The organism is Stenotrophomonas sp. YJH_SMC_123 (assembly GCF_059368215.1).
The window spans coordinates 163582-182422 of sequence record NZ_JCAFRM010000003.1; the positions used below are offsets into that span (position 1 = coordinate 163582).

An 18841-nucleotide genomic window follows, 5' to 3' on the forward strand; every position below is an offset into this window, starting at 1 on the left:
CGCAACGATTCCTACAGACCTGATGCCTCCCTGCTGCCTACCCTTTCAGGCCCAACAACGGCACGAGGTGACGCATGCAGCAAATGACCTTTATTCCGCGCGTGGAGGAAGGCAACGTCATCCCGCAGCGCGCCCGCGACGGCTACATCAGCGCGACCGCCCTGTGCCAGTCCGTCGGCAAGCGCTGGTCCGACTACCGGGCACTGAAATCGACGGAGGAGTTCCTGCAGGAGCTCATGGCGCAGACGAAGCTGTCCGAGAATGAGCTGATCCACGTGGTATCCGGTGGGAACCCGGCCATGCAGGGCACCTGGATCCACCCGTACCTCGCCATCCACCTCGGCCAGTGGCTGTCGCGCAGGTTCGCAGTGAAGGTCTCGCAGTGGGTGGTGGAATGGCAGCAGGGTCGCGCCAATGCGTTGCTGCCCGTGCACATCGACCGCTACATGCAGAACCGTGCCAAGGTGCCGTACACCCATTTCTCGATGCTCAACGAGCTGACGTTGAACCTGATCGCACCGCTGGAGCAGGCGGGCTATACGCTCCCGCAGGCGCTGGTGCCGGACATCTCCGAAGGCCGACTGTTCTGCAAATGGCTGAGGGATCATCGCGGCGTCGACACCGATGCGCTGCCCACGTATGACCACGCCTACCCGGACGGCCGCACGGTGCAGGCCAAGCTGTATCCCAACGAGTTCTACGAGGACTTCCGCCGCCACTTCAACGAAGTGTGGCTGCCAGATCATGCGCCCAGGTACTTCGCCGCACGCGACAGCAAGGCTCTCTCGTTCGTCTCTGCACTGCTGCTTCCAGCAGCCTGAAGGCAGCGCCGAACGTGCTCGGCTGCTTCGGCTGGAAGCAGCCGAGCATGGTCCGGCGCTACGGAGGCGGCCGCTCAGATCGCCAGTTCGGCCTCCACGTCCTGCACCTTGCGCCGGGCCAATGCCAGGTTGGACTTGGTACGGTCCAGCACGATGTAGAAGAACAGGCCCTTCTTCTTCGCCACCGGGCGCATGATGTGGTACGCCTTGCCCAGCGAGATCAGGATGTCCTCGATGCTGTCGTTGAGGTTCAGCGATGCGGCGGTCTTCATCTTCGCGCGGATCACTTCGGTATTGCCGGCGGCGGCCACTTCCATGTCCATGCCAGCACCGGCTTCGCCCAGCAGCATGCCGCTTTCGTAATCGACCAGCGCCACTGCCTGCGCGCCGTCGATGCCCATCAGTGCGTTCAACGAATCATTCAATCCAGCCACGTCGCACCCCTTGTCGATGTTGGTCCGAGCCCCTTGTTCCCCTGCGGCCGGGCTCACGATCCGCCGAGTTCGGCCAGGATCGCCTGGCCACATTCCCTGCTCTGCCACAGCACCTGGCCGATCACGCTGCGCTGGTCGCAGGCCGCCATCAGCAGCAACGGTGCGCGCCCTTCGGCCTGGATCGCCAGCATCAGCACCTTTCCGCCCGCCGCTTCCAGCATCAGTGTCTGCAGATCGCCCAGCACCAGTTCGCGCCCGACCGCCGCAGCCAGCGCCAGCATCGCGCTGGTCATCGCCGCCAGCCGTTCGCCGCGCCCTTCGGCGCCGGCGCTGACCAGGGCAAAGCCATCGACGCTGGCCAGCACGACCGTGCGCACGCCTTCGACCCGCTGCTGCAGGTCCTGCAGCAGGGGCTGCAGGCGCTCACGCTGACCGGCGTCGGGCAGTACCGCCAGCTGCCCGTCAGCCATGTGCAGCCACCAGTGCGTGCGCTTCCATTTCGCTCATCAGTACATCCATCAGCAGCAGTCCCTGTCCTCGGTCACGGGCATCCACGGCCAGCAGCGGCAGCGGCTGGTCGTCAAGGCAGGCACGGATGGCCCAGTCATCCAGTGCGGCCTGCGGTGCCTGGTCCAGGTGGGTGACCGCCACGACCAGTGCCAAGGATGATGCGAACGGCTGCAGCACCTGCAGATAGCCTTCCAGCTCGCTGGCCAGGCCGGCGCGGCGCGCATCCAGCAGCAGCACCGCGCCACGCGCGCCCTGCAGCAGGATCGGCCACAGGAAATCGAAACGCTGCTGGCCGGGTGTGCCGTAGAGACGCAGGCGTTCGCCGTTGGGCAGGTCGATGTCTGCATAGTCCAGCGCCACGGTGGTGGAGGCCTTGTCGGCGCCGAGGCGATCACTGTTGGCCACATCCGTGTCGACCACCGCGCCAGCCGCGATGCTGCGTACCAGCGTCGACTTGCCGCTGCCCATGCCGCCCAGCACGACCACCTTGTGCTCACGCATTGCGCTCGCTCCCGCGCAGGTGCCGCCACAGGCGGGCGAGCAGTCCGTTGTCGGTGCGGGTGCCACCTGCCGCCATCATCAGCGTCGCCGGGGCGGCCTGCAGCTGCGCGTAGCCACACAGATAGGCGGCATGGATGAAATCGCGAACGGCCGCCGCCGGCAGTTCGAGCAGCATCGTGCATTCCTCAACCGTACACGCACGCTTGAGCAGCAGCGAGCACAGGCGGAAGCCATCGTGGTCATGGCCCAGTACGCGGAAGTCCGGCCAGCGCAGCAGCTTCACCGAGGCGCCGCGCAGGCGCTCGTCCAGCGCCTGCCAATGGCGGCTGCGTTGCGCCCATTGCCACAGCAGTGGCCGCAGCGGCTGGCGTGGCCGCTCGCCGGCCAGGGCCTGCAGGCGCGCCGGTGTCAGCGCGTCCAGCTGCAGGCGCTCAAAGGCATCGGCCAGCCGCTCCACCAGCGCCGCAGCCGGCTCCTGCAACAGCACGGCCTGATCGTGCTCCAGATCCATCAGCAGCAGAGGCTCGCCTGCATCACCCAGCAGTGCCTGGCCCTGTCGCAGCGGCAGCCGCTCGCGCAGCAGACGGGTGATGGCGTGCGCGCCATCTGCCAGGCGGATCGGCGCAGGTGTCTGCATGACCAGGGGCTCCGGTGCCAACTGCATGCGACGCAACGCGCGACCGATGGCACCGTCATCAAGCACGTCCTGATGCCCGTCGCCATCACGCAGCTGGCCGCCGATGTCCTCGATCCAGCACTGCAGGCGCGGACGTTGCTGTCGCATGCGCTGGGCGGCGTTGCGCAGCGCCGGGGTATCGCGGATGACCAGCAGATCACAATCGTCCAGATCCTGGCTGCGGCGGACCTGGCCATCCGGCAGCGCCGAGGCCAGGCGCAGCCGTTGCAGCAGGGCCTGCTCGCCCTGGATATCGGTTCCCACTACCAGCACGCGTGCCATCCGTGTTCCCCGTGCGGCCACCTCCCCGGTGGCCTCGCGTCGCCAAGGCTAGGGCATCGCCAGCGGCGGCCGTCGTGATCGATTGCTCAGATTCAAGGCGACTGCGAAACCGCGCCGATCCATTCTGCGACCGCCATCGCGGGCAAGTTTCATGCCCCGTTGACGGCATTCCGACGACCGACGGATGTCACGGTTCTGGACACGGGTCGAATGGGGTCAGATCCCTTTTGCTTGCAAAAGGGATCTGACCCCAGCGCCATAAAAAGAAACCCGCGCCGAAGCGCGGGTTCCGGTGTCACGGCCGAACGGCAGTGGATCAGCCGCGCAGCTGTTCCAGCGCGGCGTTGAAGGTCGCGCTCGGGCGCATCGCCTTGCTGGCCTTGGCCACGTCCGGGCGGTAGTAGCCGCCGATGTCCACGGCCTTGCCCTGCACTGCGATCAGCTCTTCGACGATCTTCTGCTCGTTGTCGGTCAGCGTCTTGGCCAACGGGGCGAAGCGCGCCTTCAGGGCGGCGTCCTCGTCCTGCGCGGCCAGGGCCTGGGCCCAGTACAGCGCGATGTAGAAGTGGCTGCCACGGTTGTCGATGCCACCCAGCTTGCGCGATGGCGACTTGTCGTTGTCCAGGAACTGGCCGTTGGCTTCGTCCAGCGCCTTGGCCAGCACGCGGGCAGCGGCGTTGTCGTAGCGGTTGCCCAGGTGTTCCAGCGACGCGGCCAGGGCCAGGAACTCACCCAGCGAATCCCAACGCAGGTAGTCCTCTTCAACGAACTGCTGCACGTGCTTCGGGGCCGATCCACCGGCACCGGTCTCGAACAGGCCGCCACCGGCCATCAGCGGCACGATCGACAGCATCTTGGCGCTGGTGCCCAGTTCCATGATCGGGAACAGGTCGGTCAGGTAGTCACGCAGCACGTTGCCGGTCACCGAGATGGTGTCCTCGCCCTTGCGGATGCGGTCCAGCGAGAACGCGGTGGCTTCCACCGGCGGCAGGATGCGGATATCCAGGCCGGTGGTGTCGTGGTCCTTCAGGTACTGCTCGACCTTGGCGATGACCTGCGCGTCGTGGGCGCGGGCGGCGTCCAGCCAGAACACGGCCGGGGTGCTGCTCAGGCGGGCGCGCTCGACGGCCAGCTTGACCCAGTCCTGGATCGGCGCGTCCTTGGTCTGGCACATGCGCCAGATGTCACCAGCTTCCACGGCGTGCTCGAACACCACGGCGCCGGCATCATCGGTGACCTTGACCACGCCATCGGCGGCGATCTGGAAGGTCTTGTCGTGCGAGCCGTACTCCTCGGCCTTCTGCGCCATCAGGCCGACGTTCGGCACCGAACCCATGGTGGCCGGGTCGAAGGCACCGTGCGCCTTGCAGTCGTCGATGACGGCCTGGTACACGCCGGCGTAGCAGCGGTCCGGAATGACCGCCTTGGTGTCCTGCAGCTTGCCTTCGGCATTCCACATCTTGCCCGAGTCGCGGATCATCGCCGGCATCGAGGCGTCGACGATCACGTCGCTCGGCACGTGCAGGTTGGTGATGCCCTTGTCCGAATTGACCATGGCCACGCCCGGGCGCTGCGCGTACTCGGCGGCCAGGTCGGCCTCGATCGCGGCGCGGGTGGCTTCAGGCAGCGACGGCAGGCGCGCAGCCAGGTCACCAATGCCGTTGTTGGCATCGAAACCGGCCTGCTTCAGCACGTCGGCGTGCTTGGTCAGTACGTCCTTGTAGAACTCGTTCACCGCCACGCCGAACATGATCGGGTCGGAGACCTTCATCATGGTCGCCTTCAGGTGCAGCGAGAACAGCACGCCCTGGGCCTTGGCATCGGCAATCTGCTCGCCGATGAACGCGGCCAGTGCCTTGCGGCTCATGACGGCGGCATCGACGATCTCGCCCGCCTTCACTGCGGTCTTTTCCTTCAGCACCACGGCGCTGCCGTCCTTGCCGTGGAAGGTGATCTTCAGCGAACCGGCGTTGGCCAGGGTGGCCGACTTCTCGCTGCCGTAGAAGTCACCGGCGGCCATGTGCGCGACGTGCGACTTCGAATCCGACGCCCAGGCGCCCATGCGGTGCGGATGCTTGCGCGCGTAGTTCTTCACCGACAGCGGTGCACGGCGGTCGGAGTTGCCTTCGCGCAGCACCGGGTTCACCGCACTGCCCTTGACCTTGTCGTAGCGCGCCTTGTAGTCGCGCTGCTGGTCGTCGGCCGGGGTTTCCGGGTAATCCGGCAGCGGATAGCCCTGGTCCTGCAGTTCCTTGATGGCCGCCTTCAGCTGCGGCACCGAGGCGGAGATGTTCGGCAGCTTGATGATGTTGGCGTCCGGGGTGGTCGCCAGCTGGCCCAGCTCGGCCAGGTCGTCGCTGACCTTCTGCGCGTCGCTGAGCAGTTCAGGGAACAGCGACAGGATGCGGCCGGACAGCGAGATGTCACGGGTTTCCACCACGATGCCTGCGGTGGCGGTGTAGGCGCCGACGATCGGCAGCAGCGACTGGGTGGCCAGGAACGGTGCTTCGTCGGTCAGCGTGTAGAGGATCTTGGACATGGGGGACTTGGACTCTGTAGCAGTGCTCAGGGGAAGGCCGGCGCCAGCGCCGGGCCACGTGCAACCGTGTCGCGCGCGGGGCCGGGCCCCACGCTTTCCCCCGTCGCCGTCAGGGTGGGCGCGCGGCGGGGAAACCCCTGCATTGTCGCGTTTTCAGCCGCGCGGGGCAAAGCTGTGCCATACGCGGCGGTACTGCACGGCGGCAACGCTGTGATCCATCCGCGCCAGGATGAAGCCCCCCACCGCATCAGCAGATCCACGCCATGCGTGGATGAAGCCAGCCATCGCCCAACAAAAAAGGACGCAGCCTCGCGGCTGCGTCCATCGTGAGCCCTGCCGGGAGAGAGTCGGCAGGACTTACTTGACCTCGAACTCCTGCGGCGTTCCGGCCGCCTTGCCATCGACGGTGACCTCGGCGCGGTACTTGCCGGCCGGCCAGCCCTTTGCATTCTTGAACGTGACGTTGGTGGTTTCCGCACCACTGGTGTTCAGGGTGGCGTTCTGTTCGCCGGCTACCTGGCCGTCCTGATAGGTCAGCTTGGCGCCAACGGTGACGTTGTTTGCAGCGCCGTCGGTCTTGACCGAGACGATGATGTCATCCTTCGGTGCGAACAAAGCCGTCGTCGCAACCGACTTGTCGGCGGCGGCGGTCTTGCCGACGGTGACCGACGAGACGTTGACCGCAGCGGCTTCGGCCATCGGCGGCGGTGCGCCGGTCATCGGCGCGGGAGCTGCGGGTTCGGCCGGGGCGGTCGCTGCCGGAGCGGCGTTGCTGTCGGTCGACTCCTCCTTCTTCTTGCAACCGACCAGGGCAACGCTGCCCAGCAGGGCGGCGATCAGGGCGGTCTGTAGCGGGGTGGTCTTGATCATTCGGGGTTCCTCCCAGGGATTGTCGGACGGCGTTCGATGGCCGGCTTACTTCGGCGGCAGTTTCAGGGTCTGGCCCGGGAAGATCTTGTCCGGGTCATCAAGCACATCGCGGTTGGCTTCGAAGATCTTTTTCCAGGCATTGGCGTCGCCCAGATGCTGCTTGGCGATCTTCGACAGCGAGTCACCCTTCTGCACGGTATAGGTGCCGCCGCTGACAACGTCTGCGGTGCTGTCCACCGAAGCGCTGACGCCGGAGAAGTCCGCCTTCGGCACCTGCTCGGCGGTACTGTCGACACTGCCACTGACGCCGGAGAAATCGGCTTTCTTCTCGGTACTCATCCACAACTCCCGTCTGCATGACTACGTGATTCGCACGGTGCCATGGAGGTTGTTAAATGGGGATGGTGCAGATGTGAAGCCGCCCCCCGGGGCGGCTGAACAATCGGGGGAATGGACGCCCGGTAGTGCCGGCCGCTGGCCGGCTGTGCCAGGGGGATCCGGCCTTGGCCGATTGCCGGCCAGCGGCCGGCTCTACCCGTAACCACCTGCGAATCATGGTAGTGCCGGCCGCTGGCCGGCGCTCGCCGGGCATGGCCCGGCGCAACGGGCAACCGCCTATGGCGGTTACTGCCGCAGTTCGCGGTAGGTCGCGGCCGGGGCGGCGATGCCCGGGCTGGCACGCCAGGGGTTGATATCCAGGCCGCCACGACGGGTGTAGCGGGCCTCCACTTCCAGCCACTGCGGCTGGCAGCGCGCAGACACCTCGCTGAAGATCCGTTCAACACACTGCTCGTGGAACTCGGCGTGCTCGCGGTAGCTGACCAGGTAACGCAGCAGGCCGGCGCGGTCGATCTTCGGCCCGCGGTAGCGCAGGCTGACCGTGGCCCAGTCCGGCTGGCCGGTAACCGGGCAGTTGGACTTCAGCAGCGCCGAGACCAGGGTTTCCTCCACCACCTCGCCGGCATCAGCGGCGAGGAAGTCTGCCTGCGGCGGGCCGTAGCAGTCGATCTCCAGGTCCAGCCCATCGATGGATTCGCCGAGCGGCGTCTCACGCAGGCCCGGCAGGCCGAATTCGACCTCCACCGGCGCACCGGCGCAGGCCGACAGATCCGCCACGATGCGCGCGCGCAGTGCCTCGGCGCTGTCGATACGGGTGCTGTTGAGGGAGTTCAGGTACAGCTTGAACGACTTCGATTCGATCAACCGCGGCGAGGTGCACGGCACCTGCACGGTGGCGACGGCGACCTGCGGCTTGCCACGCGCGTCGAGCCAGCTCAGCTCGAAGGCATGCCAGCGGTCGTGGCCAACGAACGGCAGCGCGGCGTCATCGAGGCCGATCTCGGCGCGGGCGCCGCTGCGGGGGATGGGAAACAGCAGGCCGGGATCGTACTGCGACGGGTAACTGACCTCGCGACCGAGGCTGGAATCCTGTGGGGTGTTCATGGGCGCCATTGTATCGCGTGAGTACTCCTGTCCGGGCTCCCATTTCGGGTCAGCGGCCACATCAATTTCTTTTCGGAACAGACACTTGCAACTTTTGTCGCAAATAACTCTACCTCTCTACATTTGGGCGGAGGAAGCTTTGGACCTTTTGGGGGACTCTATGGTCGGCAGCTCATTCAGGAATCTGCAGCGCAAAGTCTCGACCTGGGCTGCCTGGAGCATGACGGATGCATTGAAACGGGAACTCATCCTCGAAGACGCAGAAGGCAAACTTGAACGGATTGCGATCCAGGCCAGCGAAGACTCTTTGCCTTATCTCTGCCAGAGCCTGGAGGATCTGACTCATTGGCACCTGGTCGATTACCAGCATCGCTCGCTCAACCAGCGCGAGCGGCACCCCGAGTTGCTCGTCGCCGCAGCTGCCCACGCCCGTGCACAGGTGGATGTGGCCAGCCTACTGATTGGAAAGGGTCTAGGGGCCCAGTTCAGCTGCATGATGCTTCCAGACACTGCCGCCGTCTCGCTGGGTCTGTGTCTTCTGGCGGCCCGGCGTGCGGAGGTGAGGGTTCTGTTCCATCAATTGCGCGCAGGGCTGGACACGCAGCTTCTTGATCTGCGTAACGATGGCCGTCCCGGGGCAGGGACGATCTATCGCCACTTCTGGTTCCTGATGCTTCTTTGCGCTGCCGCGTTCAAAGAGCGGATTGATCTGCACAACTACTCGACCCCCACCACCATGGGGCCCTACGCTGATGCACTTGCGAGCTGGGATACCGAGAACGTGGGCCAGGTCGATGACCTGGTTTCGGCCTTGGCGGAGTTTCACGTTCAGCAGGCCCGCAATAGATCCGCGAATGACATCCGCGAGTTCGATAGGGAGGATCGGATGATCTTTCCCTACGAAATCCTTGGATGGCTCCGCCTGCGCGAATGGGCCGGCCGGGCAAATCCATCTGCCTTCTCCCATCCCTTAATGAACCAGCCCTTGGCCTGGCTGCCCGCCGAACCAGTACCAGCCTGGACAACCCCGATGCTTGATCAAGCGCTGGCCGCTGCCAAGGGCTTCTGAAATCGCATCATCAGCGCATCAATCCATACCGATCTTCGATTTCTTCAGACGTTCATGACGTCCGCCGTGTCGACCAAGGTCGACACCCACCAAAGCAGGATGTCGTTCCGACAGCTCGCGGGAAACCGTCGAAGGCGGGGTGGGTCCGGTGGCAGGGGCGTGAGCGCCATGGATGGCGCGACCGAGGCTACAGGGACGTACTTGCGCCGTCCCGTGCCACCGGACCCACCCCGCCATCCCACTGATCGCCCGCTTTTGACCTTGAGGTTGCCGGCCAGCGGCCGGCACTACCGCTTCAGCGGGTGCAGGGCGCAGCCCTGCCGGAAACCCTCACTCCGCCGGGGTGCCGGCACCGTGCAGGTAATCCAGGCTCACCTGCAGCAGCGCGCGGAACCCGACATCCAGCGCCTTCTCATCCAGCAGGAACTTCGGCGAATGGTTCGCCGGCGCCGTTGCCGGGTCGATGCCCGCGCTGGTGGAGCCGACGAAGAAGAACATGCCCGGCACTTCCTTGGCGTACAGCGAGAAATCTTCCGCACCCATCTGCAGCGGTGGCTCGTATACGTTGTCCTTGCCCACCACCGCCTGCAGGCTCGGCAGCATCTTCGCGGTCAGTGCCGGGTTGTTCACCGTGGCCGGGTTGCCATCGGCTTCGTAGATCTCGGTCACCGCCTTGGCACCATGCGCGGCGGCGGTGTGCTCGGCCACGTTGCGCAGGTCGGCGAAGATCTGCTGGCGCATGCCTTCGTCGAAGGTGCGGATGGTGCCGACCATCTCCACTTCATCGGGAATGATGTTGTAGCGGATGCCGCCGTTGATCGCGCCGAAGGTCAGCACTGCCGGCTGCTTGGACAGGTTGGCGCGGCGGCTGACGATGGTCTGCGCGGTGCCCACCAGGTCGGCGGTGGCGACGATCGGATCAACCCCGTTCCACGGCGCCGAACCATGCGTCTGGCGGCCGATCACCTTGATCCCGAACCGGTCCGAGGCCGCCATCAACGGGCCACCGCGCACCGCGATCTGACCCACCTGCACGCTGGAGAACACATGCAGGCCGAACACCGCTTCCGGCTTGAAATCGGCGAACAGGCCTTCCTTCAGCATGAGTGCCGCACCACCCTCTTCCGGCGGCGGTGCGCCCTCCTCGGCCGGCTGGAAGATCAGCATCACCTGGCCCGGCAGGTCCTTCTTCATCGACACCAGTGCTTCGGCCACGCCGAGCAGGGTCGCGGTGTGCGCGTCATGGCCACAGGCATGCATCACGCCCACGGTCTGCCCGCGGTACTGGTCAGTGGCCTTGGAGGCGAACGGCAGGCCGGTCTGCTCGGTCACCGGCAGCGCGTCCATGTCGGCGCGCAGGGCGATCTTCGGCCCCGGCTTGCCGCCCTCGATGATCGCAACCACGCCGTGGTGGGCGATGCCGGTCTTCGGCTTCAGGCCCATCGCACGCAGGCGCTTGGCGACCTCGGCCGAGGTGCGCGCCTCGCGGTTGGACAACTCCGGATGCTGGTGGAAATCGCGGCGCCATTCGACCACCTTGGCCTGCAGCCGCTGCGCGGCGGCGGTCACTTCCGGGCGCTGCCCGTCCTGGGCGTGGGCAAGGGCCGGCAGGGCCAGCAGCAGGGCGGACAGCAGCAGCGAACGGCGCATCGCAATCTCCACAGCAGAAGGGTTCCAGCTGAATGTAGGGCAACACCGCCGCCACGGGAACCTCCGGCGCTCGATCCGGTCTTAGCGCCCGTCCCATCCGTCATGCAGGAAACGTGATGTGGCACAGGTATGCTTTGCGCATTGCCCCGGCGTCCCGCCTGGTCCAGCCCTCTCGGAGTCCTCGTAATGTCACGTGTTTGGAAGATCGTGCTGCTGGTCGTGGCAGTGCTGGTGCTGGCCGTGGTCGGCCTGCGCGTCATGGGCGGGGGCAAGGACAAGGCCGGTGGTGCAGCTGCGGGGGCGCGCCAGGGCGGCGAGGATCCGAATGCCGGTCCAGTACCGGTGACCGTGGTGGAGGCCACGCGCCAGGACGTGCCGGTGTATGCCAGCGCGCTGGGCACGGTGACTGCGATGAACACCGTTACCGTCAGCCCGCAGGTCGGCGGCCAGCTGATGAGCCTGAATTTCCGCGAAGGCCAGGAAGTGAAGCAGGGTGACGTGCTGGCGGTGATCGATCCGCGCACGGCCCAGGCCAGCTATGACCAGGCCGCCGCAGCCAAGCGCCAGAACGAAGCCCTGTTGGCCACTGCGCGCTCCAACTTCCAGCGCTCGAACGCGCCTGAGTATCGCCAGTACGTCGCCAAGACCGATCTGGATACACAGCGAAACCAAGTGGCACAGTACGAAAGCGCCGTGGCCGCCAACGAGGCCAGCATGCGTTCGGCGCAGGTGCAGCTGCAGTACACCAAGGTCACCGCACCGATCTCCGGCATCGCCGGCATCCGCGCGGTCGACGCGGGCAACGTGGTCAACGCCGGCACCGCGCTGGTCACGCTGACCCAGATCCATCCGATCCACGTGCTGTTCAACCTGCCCGAGCGCCAGCTCGGCGACGTGCGCCAGGCGCAGGCCGCCGGCACGGTGCCGGTGGCCGCGCTGGACCGTGCCGATTCGCATGTGTTGTCCGGCGACGGCAAGCTCGACGTGGTCGACAACCTGATCAGTGCCGACAGCGGCACGTTCAAGGCGCGCGCGATTTTCGACAACACCGACAACGGCCTGTGGCCGGGCCAGTTCGTCAACGTGCGCATGCAGCTGCGCACGATCGCCGGTGGTGTGGTCATCCCCACCCAGGCGGTGCTGCGTGGCCCGGATGGCGAGTACGTCTACATCGTGCAGGGCGACAACACGGTAAAGATGCAGACGGTGCGCAGCGGCGTGGAAGTGGGCGACAGCCAGGTGCAGATCGCCGAAGGCCTGAAGGGCGGCGAGCGGGTGGTCAGTGAAGGCCAGTTCCGCCTGAAGCCGGGCAGCAAGGTCACCGCGCTGAAGCCGGGCGAGACCCCGGCCGCACCGACCGAGGCCGAACTGAAGGCGGCCGAGCAGAAGAACGCAGGCGGCGGTGGCCGTCGCGGTGGTGGCCCGCGCTGAGCGCAGGCCACTGATCTCCCTCGCGCCGGCATACCCGCCGGCGCCGACATTGAAGTGCCAGCAAGGATCAGTCCGTGGGCTTTTCGACGATCTTCATCCGCCGCCCGATCGCCACCTCGCTGTTGATGGCGGGCCTGTTGCTGCTGGGCATCCTCGGTTACCGCAAGCTGCCGGTGTCGGCGCTGCCGGAAATCGATGCGCCCAGCCTGGTGGTCACCACCCAGTACCCCGGTGCCAACGCCACCACCATGGCTTCGCTGGTCACTACCCCGCTGGAGCGCCAGTTCGGGCAGATTTCCGGGTTGGAGCTGATGACCTCCGACTCGTCGGCCGGGTTGTCGACGATCATCCTGCAGTTCTCGATGGACCGCGACATCGACATCGCCGCGCAGGACGTGCAGGCGGCGATCCGCCAGGCCACCCTGCCCTCGTCGCTTCCCTACCAGCCGGTCTACAACCGGGTGAATCCGGCCGACGCGGCCATCGTCACCCTGAAGCTGACCTCCGACACGCGCCCGCTGCGCGACGTCAACAATTACGCCGACTCGATCCTGGCCCAGCGCCTGTCGCAGGTGCAGGGCGTGGGACTGGTGTCGATCGCCGGCAACGTGCGCCCTGCCGTGCGCATCCAGGTCAATCCGGCGCAGCTGTCGAACATGGGCCTGACCCTGGAGCAGCTGCGCAGCGCACTGACCCAGGCCAACGTCAATGCGCCCAAGGGCTCGTTGAACGGCAAGACGCAGTCCTACAGCATCGGCACCAACGACCAGCTGGCCAGCGCCGCCGAGTACCGCGACACCATCATCAGCTACAAGAACGGCCGCCCGGTGCGGCTGTCGGACGTGGCCGAGGTGATCGATGGCGTGGAGAACGACCAGCTGGCCGCCTGGGCCGATGGAAAGCCGGCGGTGCTGCTGGAAGTCCGGCGCCAGCCTGGTGCCAACATCGTGCAGACCGTCGAGCGCATCCGCGCGATCCTGCCGCAGCTGCAGGGCGTGCTGCCGGCCGACGTGCACCTGGAGATCTTCAACGACCGTACCGAGACCATCCGCGCCTCGGTGCATGAAGTGCAGTTCACCCTGATCCTCACCATCGGCCTGGTGGTGGCGGTGATCTTCGTGTTCCTGCGCCGGTTGTGGGCCACGATCATCCCGTCGGTAGCAGTGCCGTTGTCGCTGGCCGGCACCTTCGCGGTGATGGCCTTCGCCGGCATGTCGCTGGACAACCTCTCGCTGATGGCGCTGGTGGTGGCGACCGGTTTCGTGGTCGACGATGCGATCGTGATGATCGAGAACATCGTGCGCTACATCGAGCAGGGGAAGAGTGGCAAGGAAGCGGCCGAGATCGGCGCGCGCCAGATCGGCTTCACCGTGCTGTCGCTGACCGTCTCGCTGGTAGCGGTGTTCCTGCCGCTGCTGCTGATGCCCGGCGTCACCGGCCGCCTGTTCCACGAGTTCGCCTGGGTGCTGAGCATCGCGGTGGTGCTGTCGATGCTGATCTCGCTGACGCTCACCCCGATGATGTGTGCCTACCTGCTCAAGCCCGACGCCCTGCCCGAGGGCGAGGACGCGCATGAGCGCGCAGCGGCCGCCGGCAAGCAGAACCTGTGGACGCGCACCGTCGGCCTGTACGAGCACAGCCTGGACTGGGTGCTGGGCCACCAGCGCCTGACCCTGGCCGTGGCCGGCGGCGCGCTGGTACTGACCGTGCTGCTGTACGTGCTGATTCCCAAGGGCCTGCTGCCCGAGCAGGACACCGGCCTGATCACGGGCGTGGTGCAGGCCGACCAGAACATCGCCTTCCCGCAGATGGAACAGCGCACCAAGCAGGTCGCCGAAGCACTGCGGCACGATCCGGATGTGACCGGCGTGTCGGCATTCATCGGTGCCGGCAGCATGAACCCCACGCTCAACCAGGGCCAGCTGTCGATCGTGCTGAAGGAGCGCAGCCAGCGCGATGGCCTGGACGAGATCCTGCCGCGCCTGCAGAAGGCGGTGGCCGGCATTCCCGGCGTGGCGCTGTACCTGAAGCCGGTGCAGGACGTGACCTTGGATACCCGTGTGGCCGCTACCGAGTACCAGTACTCGCTGTCGGACGTCGATTCGGCAACGGTGGCGACCCAGGCCACGCGCCTGACCGAAGCGCTGCGCAAGCGCCCGGAACTGGCTGACGTGGACAACAACCTGTCCAACCAGGGCCGCGCCCTGGAGCTGAACATCGACCGCGACAAGGCCAGTGTCCTGGGCGTGCCGATGCAGACCATCGACGACACGCTCTACGATGCGTTCGGCCAGCGCCAGATCTCCACCATCTTCACCGAGCTCAACCAGTATCGCGTGGTGCTGGAAGTGGCACCGGAGTTCCGCACCAGCACCGCGTTGATGGAGCAGCTGGCGGTGGCCTCCAACGGCGCCGGCGCACTGACCGGCACCAATGCCACCAGCTTCGGCCAGGTCACCTCGTCGAACTCGTCGACCGCCACCGGCATCGGCGCGCAGAACACCGGCATCACCGTCGGCGCAGGCAACATCATCCCGCTGTCGGCGCTGGCCGAAGGCAAGGTCAGCAGCGCGCCGCTGGTGGTCAGCCACCAGCAGCAGCTGCCGGCGGTGACGGTCTCGTTCAACGTGGCGCCGGGCTATTCGCTGTCCGAAGCGGTGCGTGCAATCCAGGAGACCAAGGACAGCCTGGACATGCCCACCCACCTGCATGCCGAGTTCATCGGCAAGGCCGCCGAGTTCACTGGCAGCCAGACGGACGTGGTGTGGCTGCTGCTGGCCTCGCTGGTGGTGATCTACATCGTGCTGGGCGTGCTGTACGAGAGCTACATCCACCCGATCACGATCATCTCCACGCTGCCGCCGGCCGGTGTCGGCGCGCTGCTGGCGCTGATGCTGTGCGGCCTGAGCCTGTCGGTGGATGGCATCGTCGGCATCGTGCTGCTGATCGGCATCGTCAAGAAGAACGGCATCATGATGGTGGACTTCGCGATCGAGGCCCGCCGCGCCGGTGCCAACGCGCACGAAGCGATCCGCCGTGCCTGCCTGCTGCGCTTCCGCCCGATCATGATGACCACCGCCGCGGCCATGCTGGGCGCGCTGCCGCTGGCCCTGGGCACCGGGATCGGCTCGGAGCTGCGCCGCCCGCTGGGCATCGCCATCGTCGGTGGCCTGCTGCTGTCGCAGCTGGTCACGCTGTACACCACGCCGGTGATCTACCTGTACATGGAGCGCTTCTCCGAATGGCTTGCCCGCCGCCGCGAGCAGCGTGCGTTGCGCGACGGTTCGCTGCAGGAGCCGCAGGCATGATCCACGCCCCGCTGCTGCAAGGGGCCGCACGATGAACCTGTCCGGCCCCTTCATCCGCCGCCCGATCGGCACCGCGCTGCTGGCCATCGGCCTGTTCATGGTCGGCCTGATCTGCTACCTGCGCCTGGGCGTATCGGCACTGCCGAACATCGAGATCCCGGTGATCTTCGTGCATGCCAGCCAGTCCGGCGCCGATGCGGCGACCATGGCCTCCACGGTTACCGCGCCGCTGGAACGCCATCTCGGCCAGCTGCCGGGCATCGACCGCATGCGCTCGTCGAGCTCGGAAGGCAGCTCGCTGGTGTTCATGATCTTCCAGAGCGGCCACAACATCGATTCGGCCGCGCTGGACGTACAGACCGCGATCAACTCGGCGCAGGCCGACCTGCCCTCGGGCATGGGCTCGCCGATGTACCAGAAGGCGAACCCGAACGACGACCCGGTCATCGCCATCGCGTTGACCTCGCAGACGCAGTCGGCCGATGAGCTGTACAACGTCGCCGATTCGCTGCTGGCGCAGCGCATCCGCCAGATCAGTGGCGTCGCCTCGGTCGACATCGCCGGCGCGTCGACGCCAGCGGTGCGCGTGGACGTCAACCTGCGCCTGATGAACGCGCTGGGCCTGACCGCCGATGACCTGCGCAATGCGGTGCGCGCGGCCAACGTGACCTCGCCCACCGGCTTCCTCAGCGACGGCAACACCACCACCGCGATCATCGCCAACGATTCGGTGGCGCGTGCGGCCGACTTCGCCGATCTGGTGGTCAAGACCCAGGGCGATGGCCGGGTGATCCGCCTGAAGGACATCGCCAACGTCTACGACGGCCAGCAGGATGCCTACCAGGCCGCGTGGTTCGACCACAAACCGGCGGTGGTGATGTACGTGTTCACCCGTGCCGGCGCCAACATCGTGGAGACCGTGGACCGGGTCAAGGCGCAGATCCCGACCCTGCGCGACTACCTGCAGCCAGGCACCACGATGACGCCGTACTTCGACCGTACGCCGACCATCCGCTCGTCGCTGCATGAAGTGCAGATCACGTTGCTGATCAGCCTGGCGATGGTGGTGCTGACCATGGCGCTGTTCCTGCGCCGGCTGGCACCGACGCTGATCGCCGCAGTGACCGTACCGCTGTCGCTGGCCGGTGCCGCGTTGGTGATGTACGTGATGGGCTTCACCCTGAACAACCTGAGCCTGCTGGCGCTGGTGATCGCGATCGGCTTCGTCGTGGACGATGCGATCGTGGTGATCGAGAACATCATGCGCCACCTCGATGAGGGCATGCCGCGCATGCAGGCGGCGCTGACCGGTGCGCGCGAGATCGGCTTCACCATTGTCTCGATCACCGCCTCGCTGGTCGCGGTGTTCATCCCGCTGCTGTTCGCCAGCGGCATGATGGGCGCGTTCTTCCGCGAGTTCACCGTCACCCTGGTGGCGGCCATCGTGGTCTCGATGATCGTTTCGCTGACGTTGACCCCGGCGCTGTGCAGCCGCTTCCTCAGCGCCCATGACCACAGCGCGCCGCCGTCGCGCTTCGGACGCTGGCTGGATGCCGGCCACGAGCGCATGCTGCGCATCTACACCGTGTTCCTGGACTTCTCGCTGCGCCACGCGCTGCTGCTGTCGCTGACGCCGCTGATCCTGATCGGCGTCACCATCTTCCTGTTCGGGGCGGTGAAGAAGGGCGCGTTCCCGCCGCAGGACACCGGCCTGATCTGGGGCCGCGCCAATTCCAGCGCCACCGTCTCCTTCGAGGACATGGTCGCCCGCCAGCGTCGCATCACCGACATGCTGATGGCCGACCCGGCAGTGAAAACCGTGGGTGTGCGCCTCGGCAGCGGCCGTCAGGGCTCCAGTGCACAGTTCAACATCGAGCTGAAGTCACGCAGCGACGGTCGCCGCGAAACCACCGCACATGCGTTGGCGCGACTCAGTGCCAAGGCCGATCGCTACCCCGACCTGCAGTTGCGCCTGCGCGCGATCCAGGACCTGCCCAGCAACGATGGCGGCGGTTCCAGCCAGGGCGCGCAGTACCGCATTTCCCTGCAGGGCAACGACCTGGCTGCTTTGCAGGAATGGCTGCCCAAGCTGCAGGCGGAACTGAAGAAGAACCCGAAGCTGCGTGACGTCGGCACCGACGTGGACAATGCCGGACTGCGCCAGAACATCCAGATCGACCGCGCCAAGGCCGCGCGCCTGGGCATCACTGTCGGCGCCATCGACGGCGCGCTGTACGGTGCGTTCGGCCAGCGCCAGATCTCCACCATCTATTCGGACATCAACCAGTACAGCGTGGTGGTCAACGCCCTGCCCTCGCAGACCGCCACCCCGGCGGCGCTGGATGAGGTGTACGTGCGTGCGCGCAACGGCGACATGGTGCCGATCACCGCGGTGGCCACGCAGATGCCCGGCCTGGCCCCCTCGCAGATCACCCACGAGAACCAGTACACGACGATGGACCTCAGCTACAACCTGGCTCCGAACGTGAGCATGGGTGAGGCCAAGGCGATCATCGATGCCACCGTCGCCGGCATGCGCATGCCTGGCGACATCCGCCTGGCCGACGATGCGGGCTTCGGCTTCAATTCAGATCCCAGCGACATGCTGATCCTGGTGTTTGCCGCGATCCTGACCGTCTACCTGGTGCTGGGCATGCTCTACGAGAGCCTGATCCACCCGGTCACCATCCTGTCCACGCTGCCGGCGGCGGGCGTCGGTGCGCTGCTGGCGTTGTTCGGCACCAACACCGAACTGTCGGTGATCTCGATGATCGCGCTGGTTCTGCTGATCGGCATCGTCAAGAAGAACGCGATCATGATGATCGACTTCGCCCTGGTGGCGCAGCGCGAGCATGGGCTGGCGCCGCGCGATGCCGCACGCGAGGCCAGCATCGTGCGCTTCCGCCCGATCATGATGACCACGATGGTCGCGATCCTGGCCGCCGTGCCGCTGGCGATCGGCCTGGGTGAAGGGTCCGAGCTGCGCCGCCCGCTGGGCATCGCGATGATCGGCGGCCTGCTGTTCTCGCAGAGCCTGACCCTTCTCAGCACGCCGGCGCTGTACGTGATCTTCTCGTGCCTGGCCGAGCGTTGGCGCGCACGCCGCGCACGCAGGCGCGAAGCCAAGCTGCTCAAGCGCGCGCAGCGGGCCTAGAAGGGCCCATCCACGCGCGGCGTGGATCTATGGGTAGAGCCGGCCGCTGGCCGGCTTTCTCCGTACCGCAAATCTGCCGGCCAGCGGCCGGCACTACCACTACCGTGGGTGCGGACCGTTGGTCCGCACTCCATATTTCACCCCACACCCGCA

14 protein-coding genes are annotated in these 18841 nt (G+C 66.4%); 5 read left to right on the forward strand and 9 right to left on the reverse strand.

Features of this window, described 5'->3' with window-relative positions:
* Window positions 1-74 precede the first annotated feature (74 nt).
* A complete protein-coding gene (locus tag AC5P5W_RS08880; RefSeq protein WP_014648638.1) occupies window positions 75-821 on the forward strand; it encodes a KilA-N domain-containing protein in 747 nt (248 codons plus the stop codon).
* 74 nt (window positions 822-895) lie between these two features.
* Here AC5P5W_RS08880 and AC5P5W_RS08885 read toward each other — a convergent pair whose 3' ends face one another.
* The 8 genes from AC5P5W_RS08885 to queF all read right to left on the reverse strand — a co-directional run bounded on the left by AC5P5W_RS08885 (window position 896) and on the right by queF (window position 8076).
* Window positions 896-1255, reverse strand: a complete 360-nt coding sequence (locus AC5P5W_RS08885; protein ID WP_014648639.1) for a hypothetical protein — start codon at window positions 1253-1255, stop codon at window positions 896-898.
* Window positions 1256-1308: 53 nt separating this feature from the next.
* Complete coding sequence (locus AC5P5W_RS08890) at window positions 1309-1725, reverse strand: roadblock/LC7 domain-containing protein (RefSeq protein WP_014648640.1); 417 nt, start codon at window positions 1723-1725, stop codon at window positions 1309-1311.
* Window positions 1718-2266, reverse strand: coding sequence for a GTP-binding protein (locus AC5P5W_RS08895; protein WP_014648641.1), 549 nt, complete (start codon window positions 2264-2266; stop codon window positions 1718-1720). The genes AC5P5W_RS08890 and AC5P5W_RS08895 overlap by 8 nt, the downstream gene beginning before the upstream one ends.
* Window positions 2259-3224: a hypothetical protein gene (locus AC5P5W_RS08900; protein ID WP_014648642.1), complete on the reverse strand. Its 966-nt coding sequence runs from the start codon at window positions 3222-3224 to the stop codon at window positions 2259-2261. Before AC5P5W_RS08900 ends, AC5P5W_RS08895 begins: the two co-directional genes overlap by 8 nt.
* 316 nt (window positions 3225-3540) lie before the next feature.
* Complete coding sequence (locus AC5P5W_RS08905) at window positions 3541-5763, reverse strand: NADP-dependent isocitrate dehydrogenase (protein ID WP_046432822.1); 2223 nt, start codon at window positions 5761-5763, stop codon at window positions 3541-3543.
* Window positions 5764-6120: 357 nt separating this feature from the next.
* On the reverse strand, window positions 6121-6633 hold the full coding sequence (locus tag AC5P5W_RS08910) for a hypothetical protein (protein ID WP_014648644.1): 513 nt from the start codon (window positions 6631-6633) through the stop codon (window positions 6121-6123).
* 45 nt (window positions 6634-6678) lie between these two features.
* A complete protein-coding gene (locus AC5P5W_RS08915; protein WP_005419771.1) occupies window positions 6679-6972 on the reverse strand; it encodes a LysM peptidoglycan-binding domain-containing protein in 294 nt (97 codons plus the stop codon).
* A 285-nt stretch (window positions 6973-7257) separates the two neighbouring features.
* Window positions 7258-8076: an NADPH-dependent 7-cyano-7-deazaguanine reductase QueF gene (queF, locus tag AC5P5W_RS08920; protein ID WP_049439336.1), complete on the reverse strand. Its 819-nt coding sequence runs from the start codon at window positions 8074-8076 to the stop codon at window positions 7258-7260.
* Window positions 8077-8296: 220 nt separating this feature from the next.
* On the opposite strand from queF, the gene AC5P5W_RS08925 reads away from it, so the two are divergent.
* Window positions 8297-9145: a hypothetical protein gene (locus AC5P5W_RS08925; RefSeq protein ID WP_136191755.1), complete on the forward strand. Its 849-nt coding sequence runs from the start codon at window positions 8297-8299 to the stop codon at window positions 9143-9145.
* 330 nt (window positions 9146-9475) lie between these two features.
* On the opposite strand, the gene AC5P5W_RS08930 is transcribed toward AC5P5W_RS08925, so the two are convergent.
* Window positions 9476-10795, reverse strand: coding sequence for a M20 family metallopeptidase (locus AC5P5W_RS08930; protein ID WP_046432850.1), 1320 nt, complete (start codon window positions 10793-10795; stop codon window positions 9476-9478).
* 186 nt (window positions 10796-10981) lie between these two features.
* Here AC5P5W_RS08930 and AC5P5W_RS08935 point away from each other — a divergent pair, with 186 nt between their 5' ends.
* The 3 genes from AC5P5W_RS08935 (at window position 10982) to AC5P5W_RS08945 (ending at window position 18688) form a co-directional block, all read left to right on the forward strand.
* The gene (locus tag AC5P5W_RS08935) at window positions 10982-12226 is read left to right on the forward strand and encodes an efflux RND transporter periplasmic adaptor subunit (protein WP_014648647.1); all 1245 of its coding nucleotides are present in this window, start codon (window positions 10982-10984) and stop codon (window positions 12224-12226) included.
* Between the two features lie 74 nt (window positions 12227-12300).
* On the forward strand, window positions 12301-15534 hold the full coding sequence (locus AC5P5W_RS08940; RefSeq protein WP_032957879.1) for an efflux RND transporter permease subunit: 3234 nt from the start codon (window positions 12301-12303) through the stop codon (window positions 15532-15534).
* 31 nt (window positions 15535-15565) lie between these two features.
* Window positions 15566-18688: an efflux RND transporter permease subunit gene (locus tag AC5P5W_RS08945; protein ID WP_049403847.1), complete on the forward strand. Its 3123-nt coding sequence runs from the start codon at window positions 15566-15568 to the stop codon at window positions 18686-18688.
* Window positions 18689-18841 lie beyond the last annotated feature (153 nt).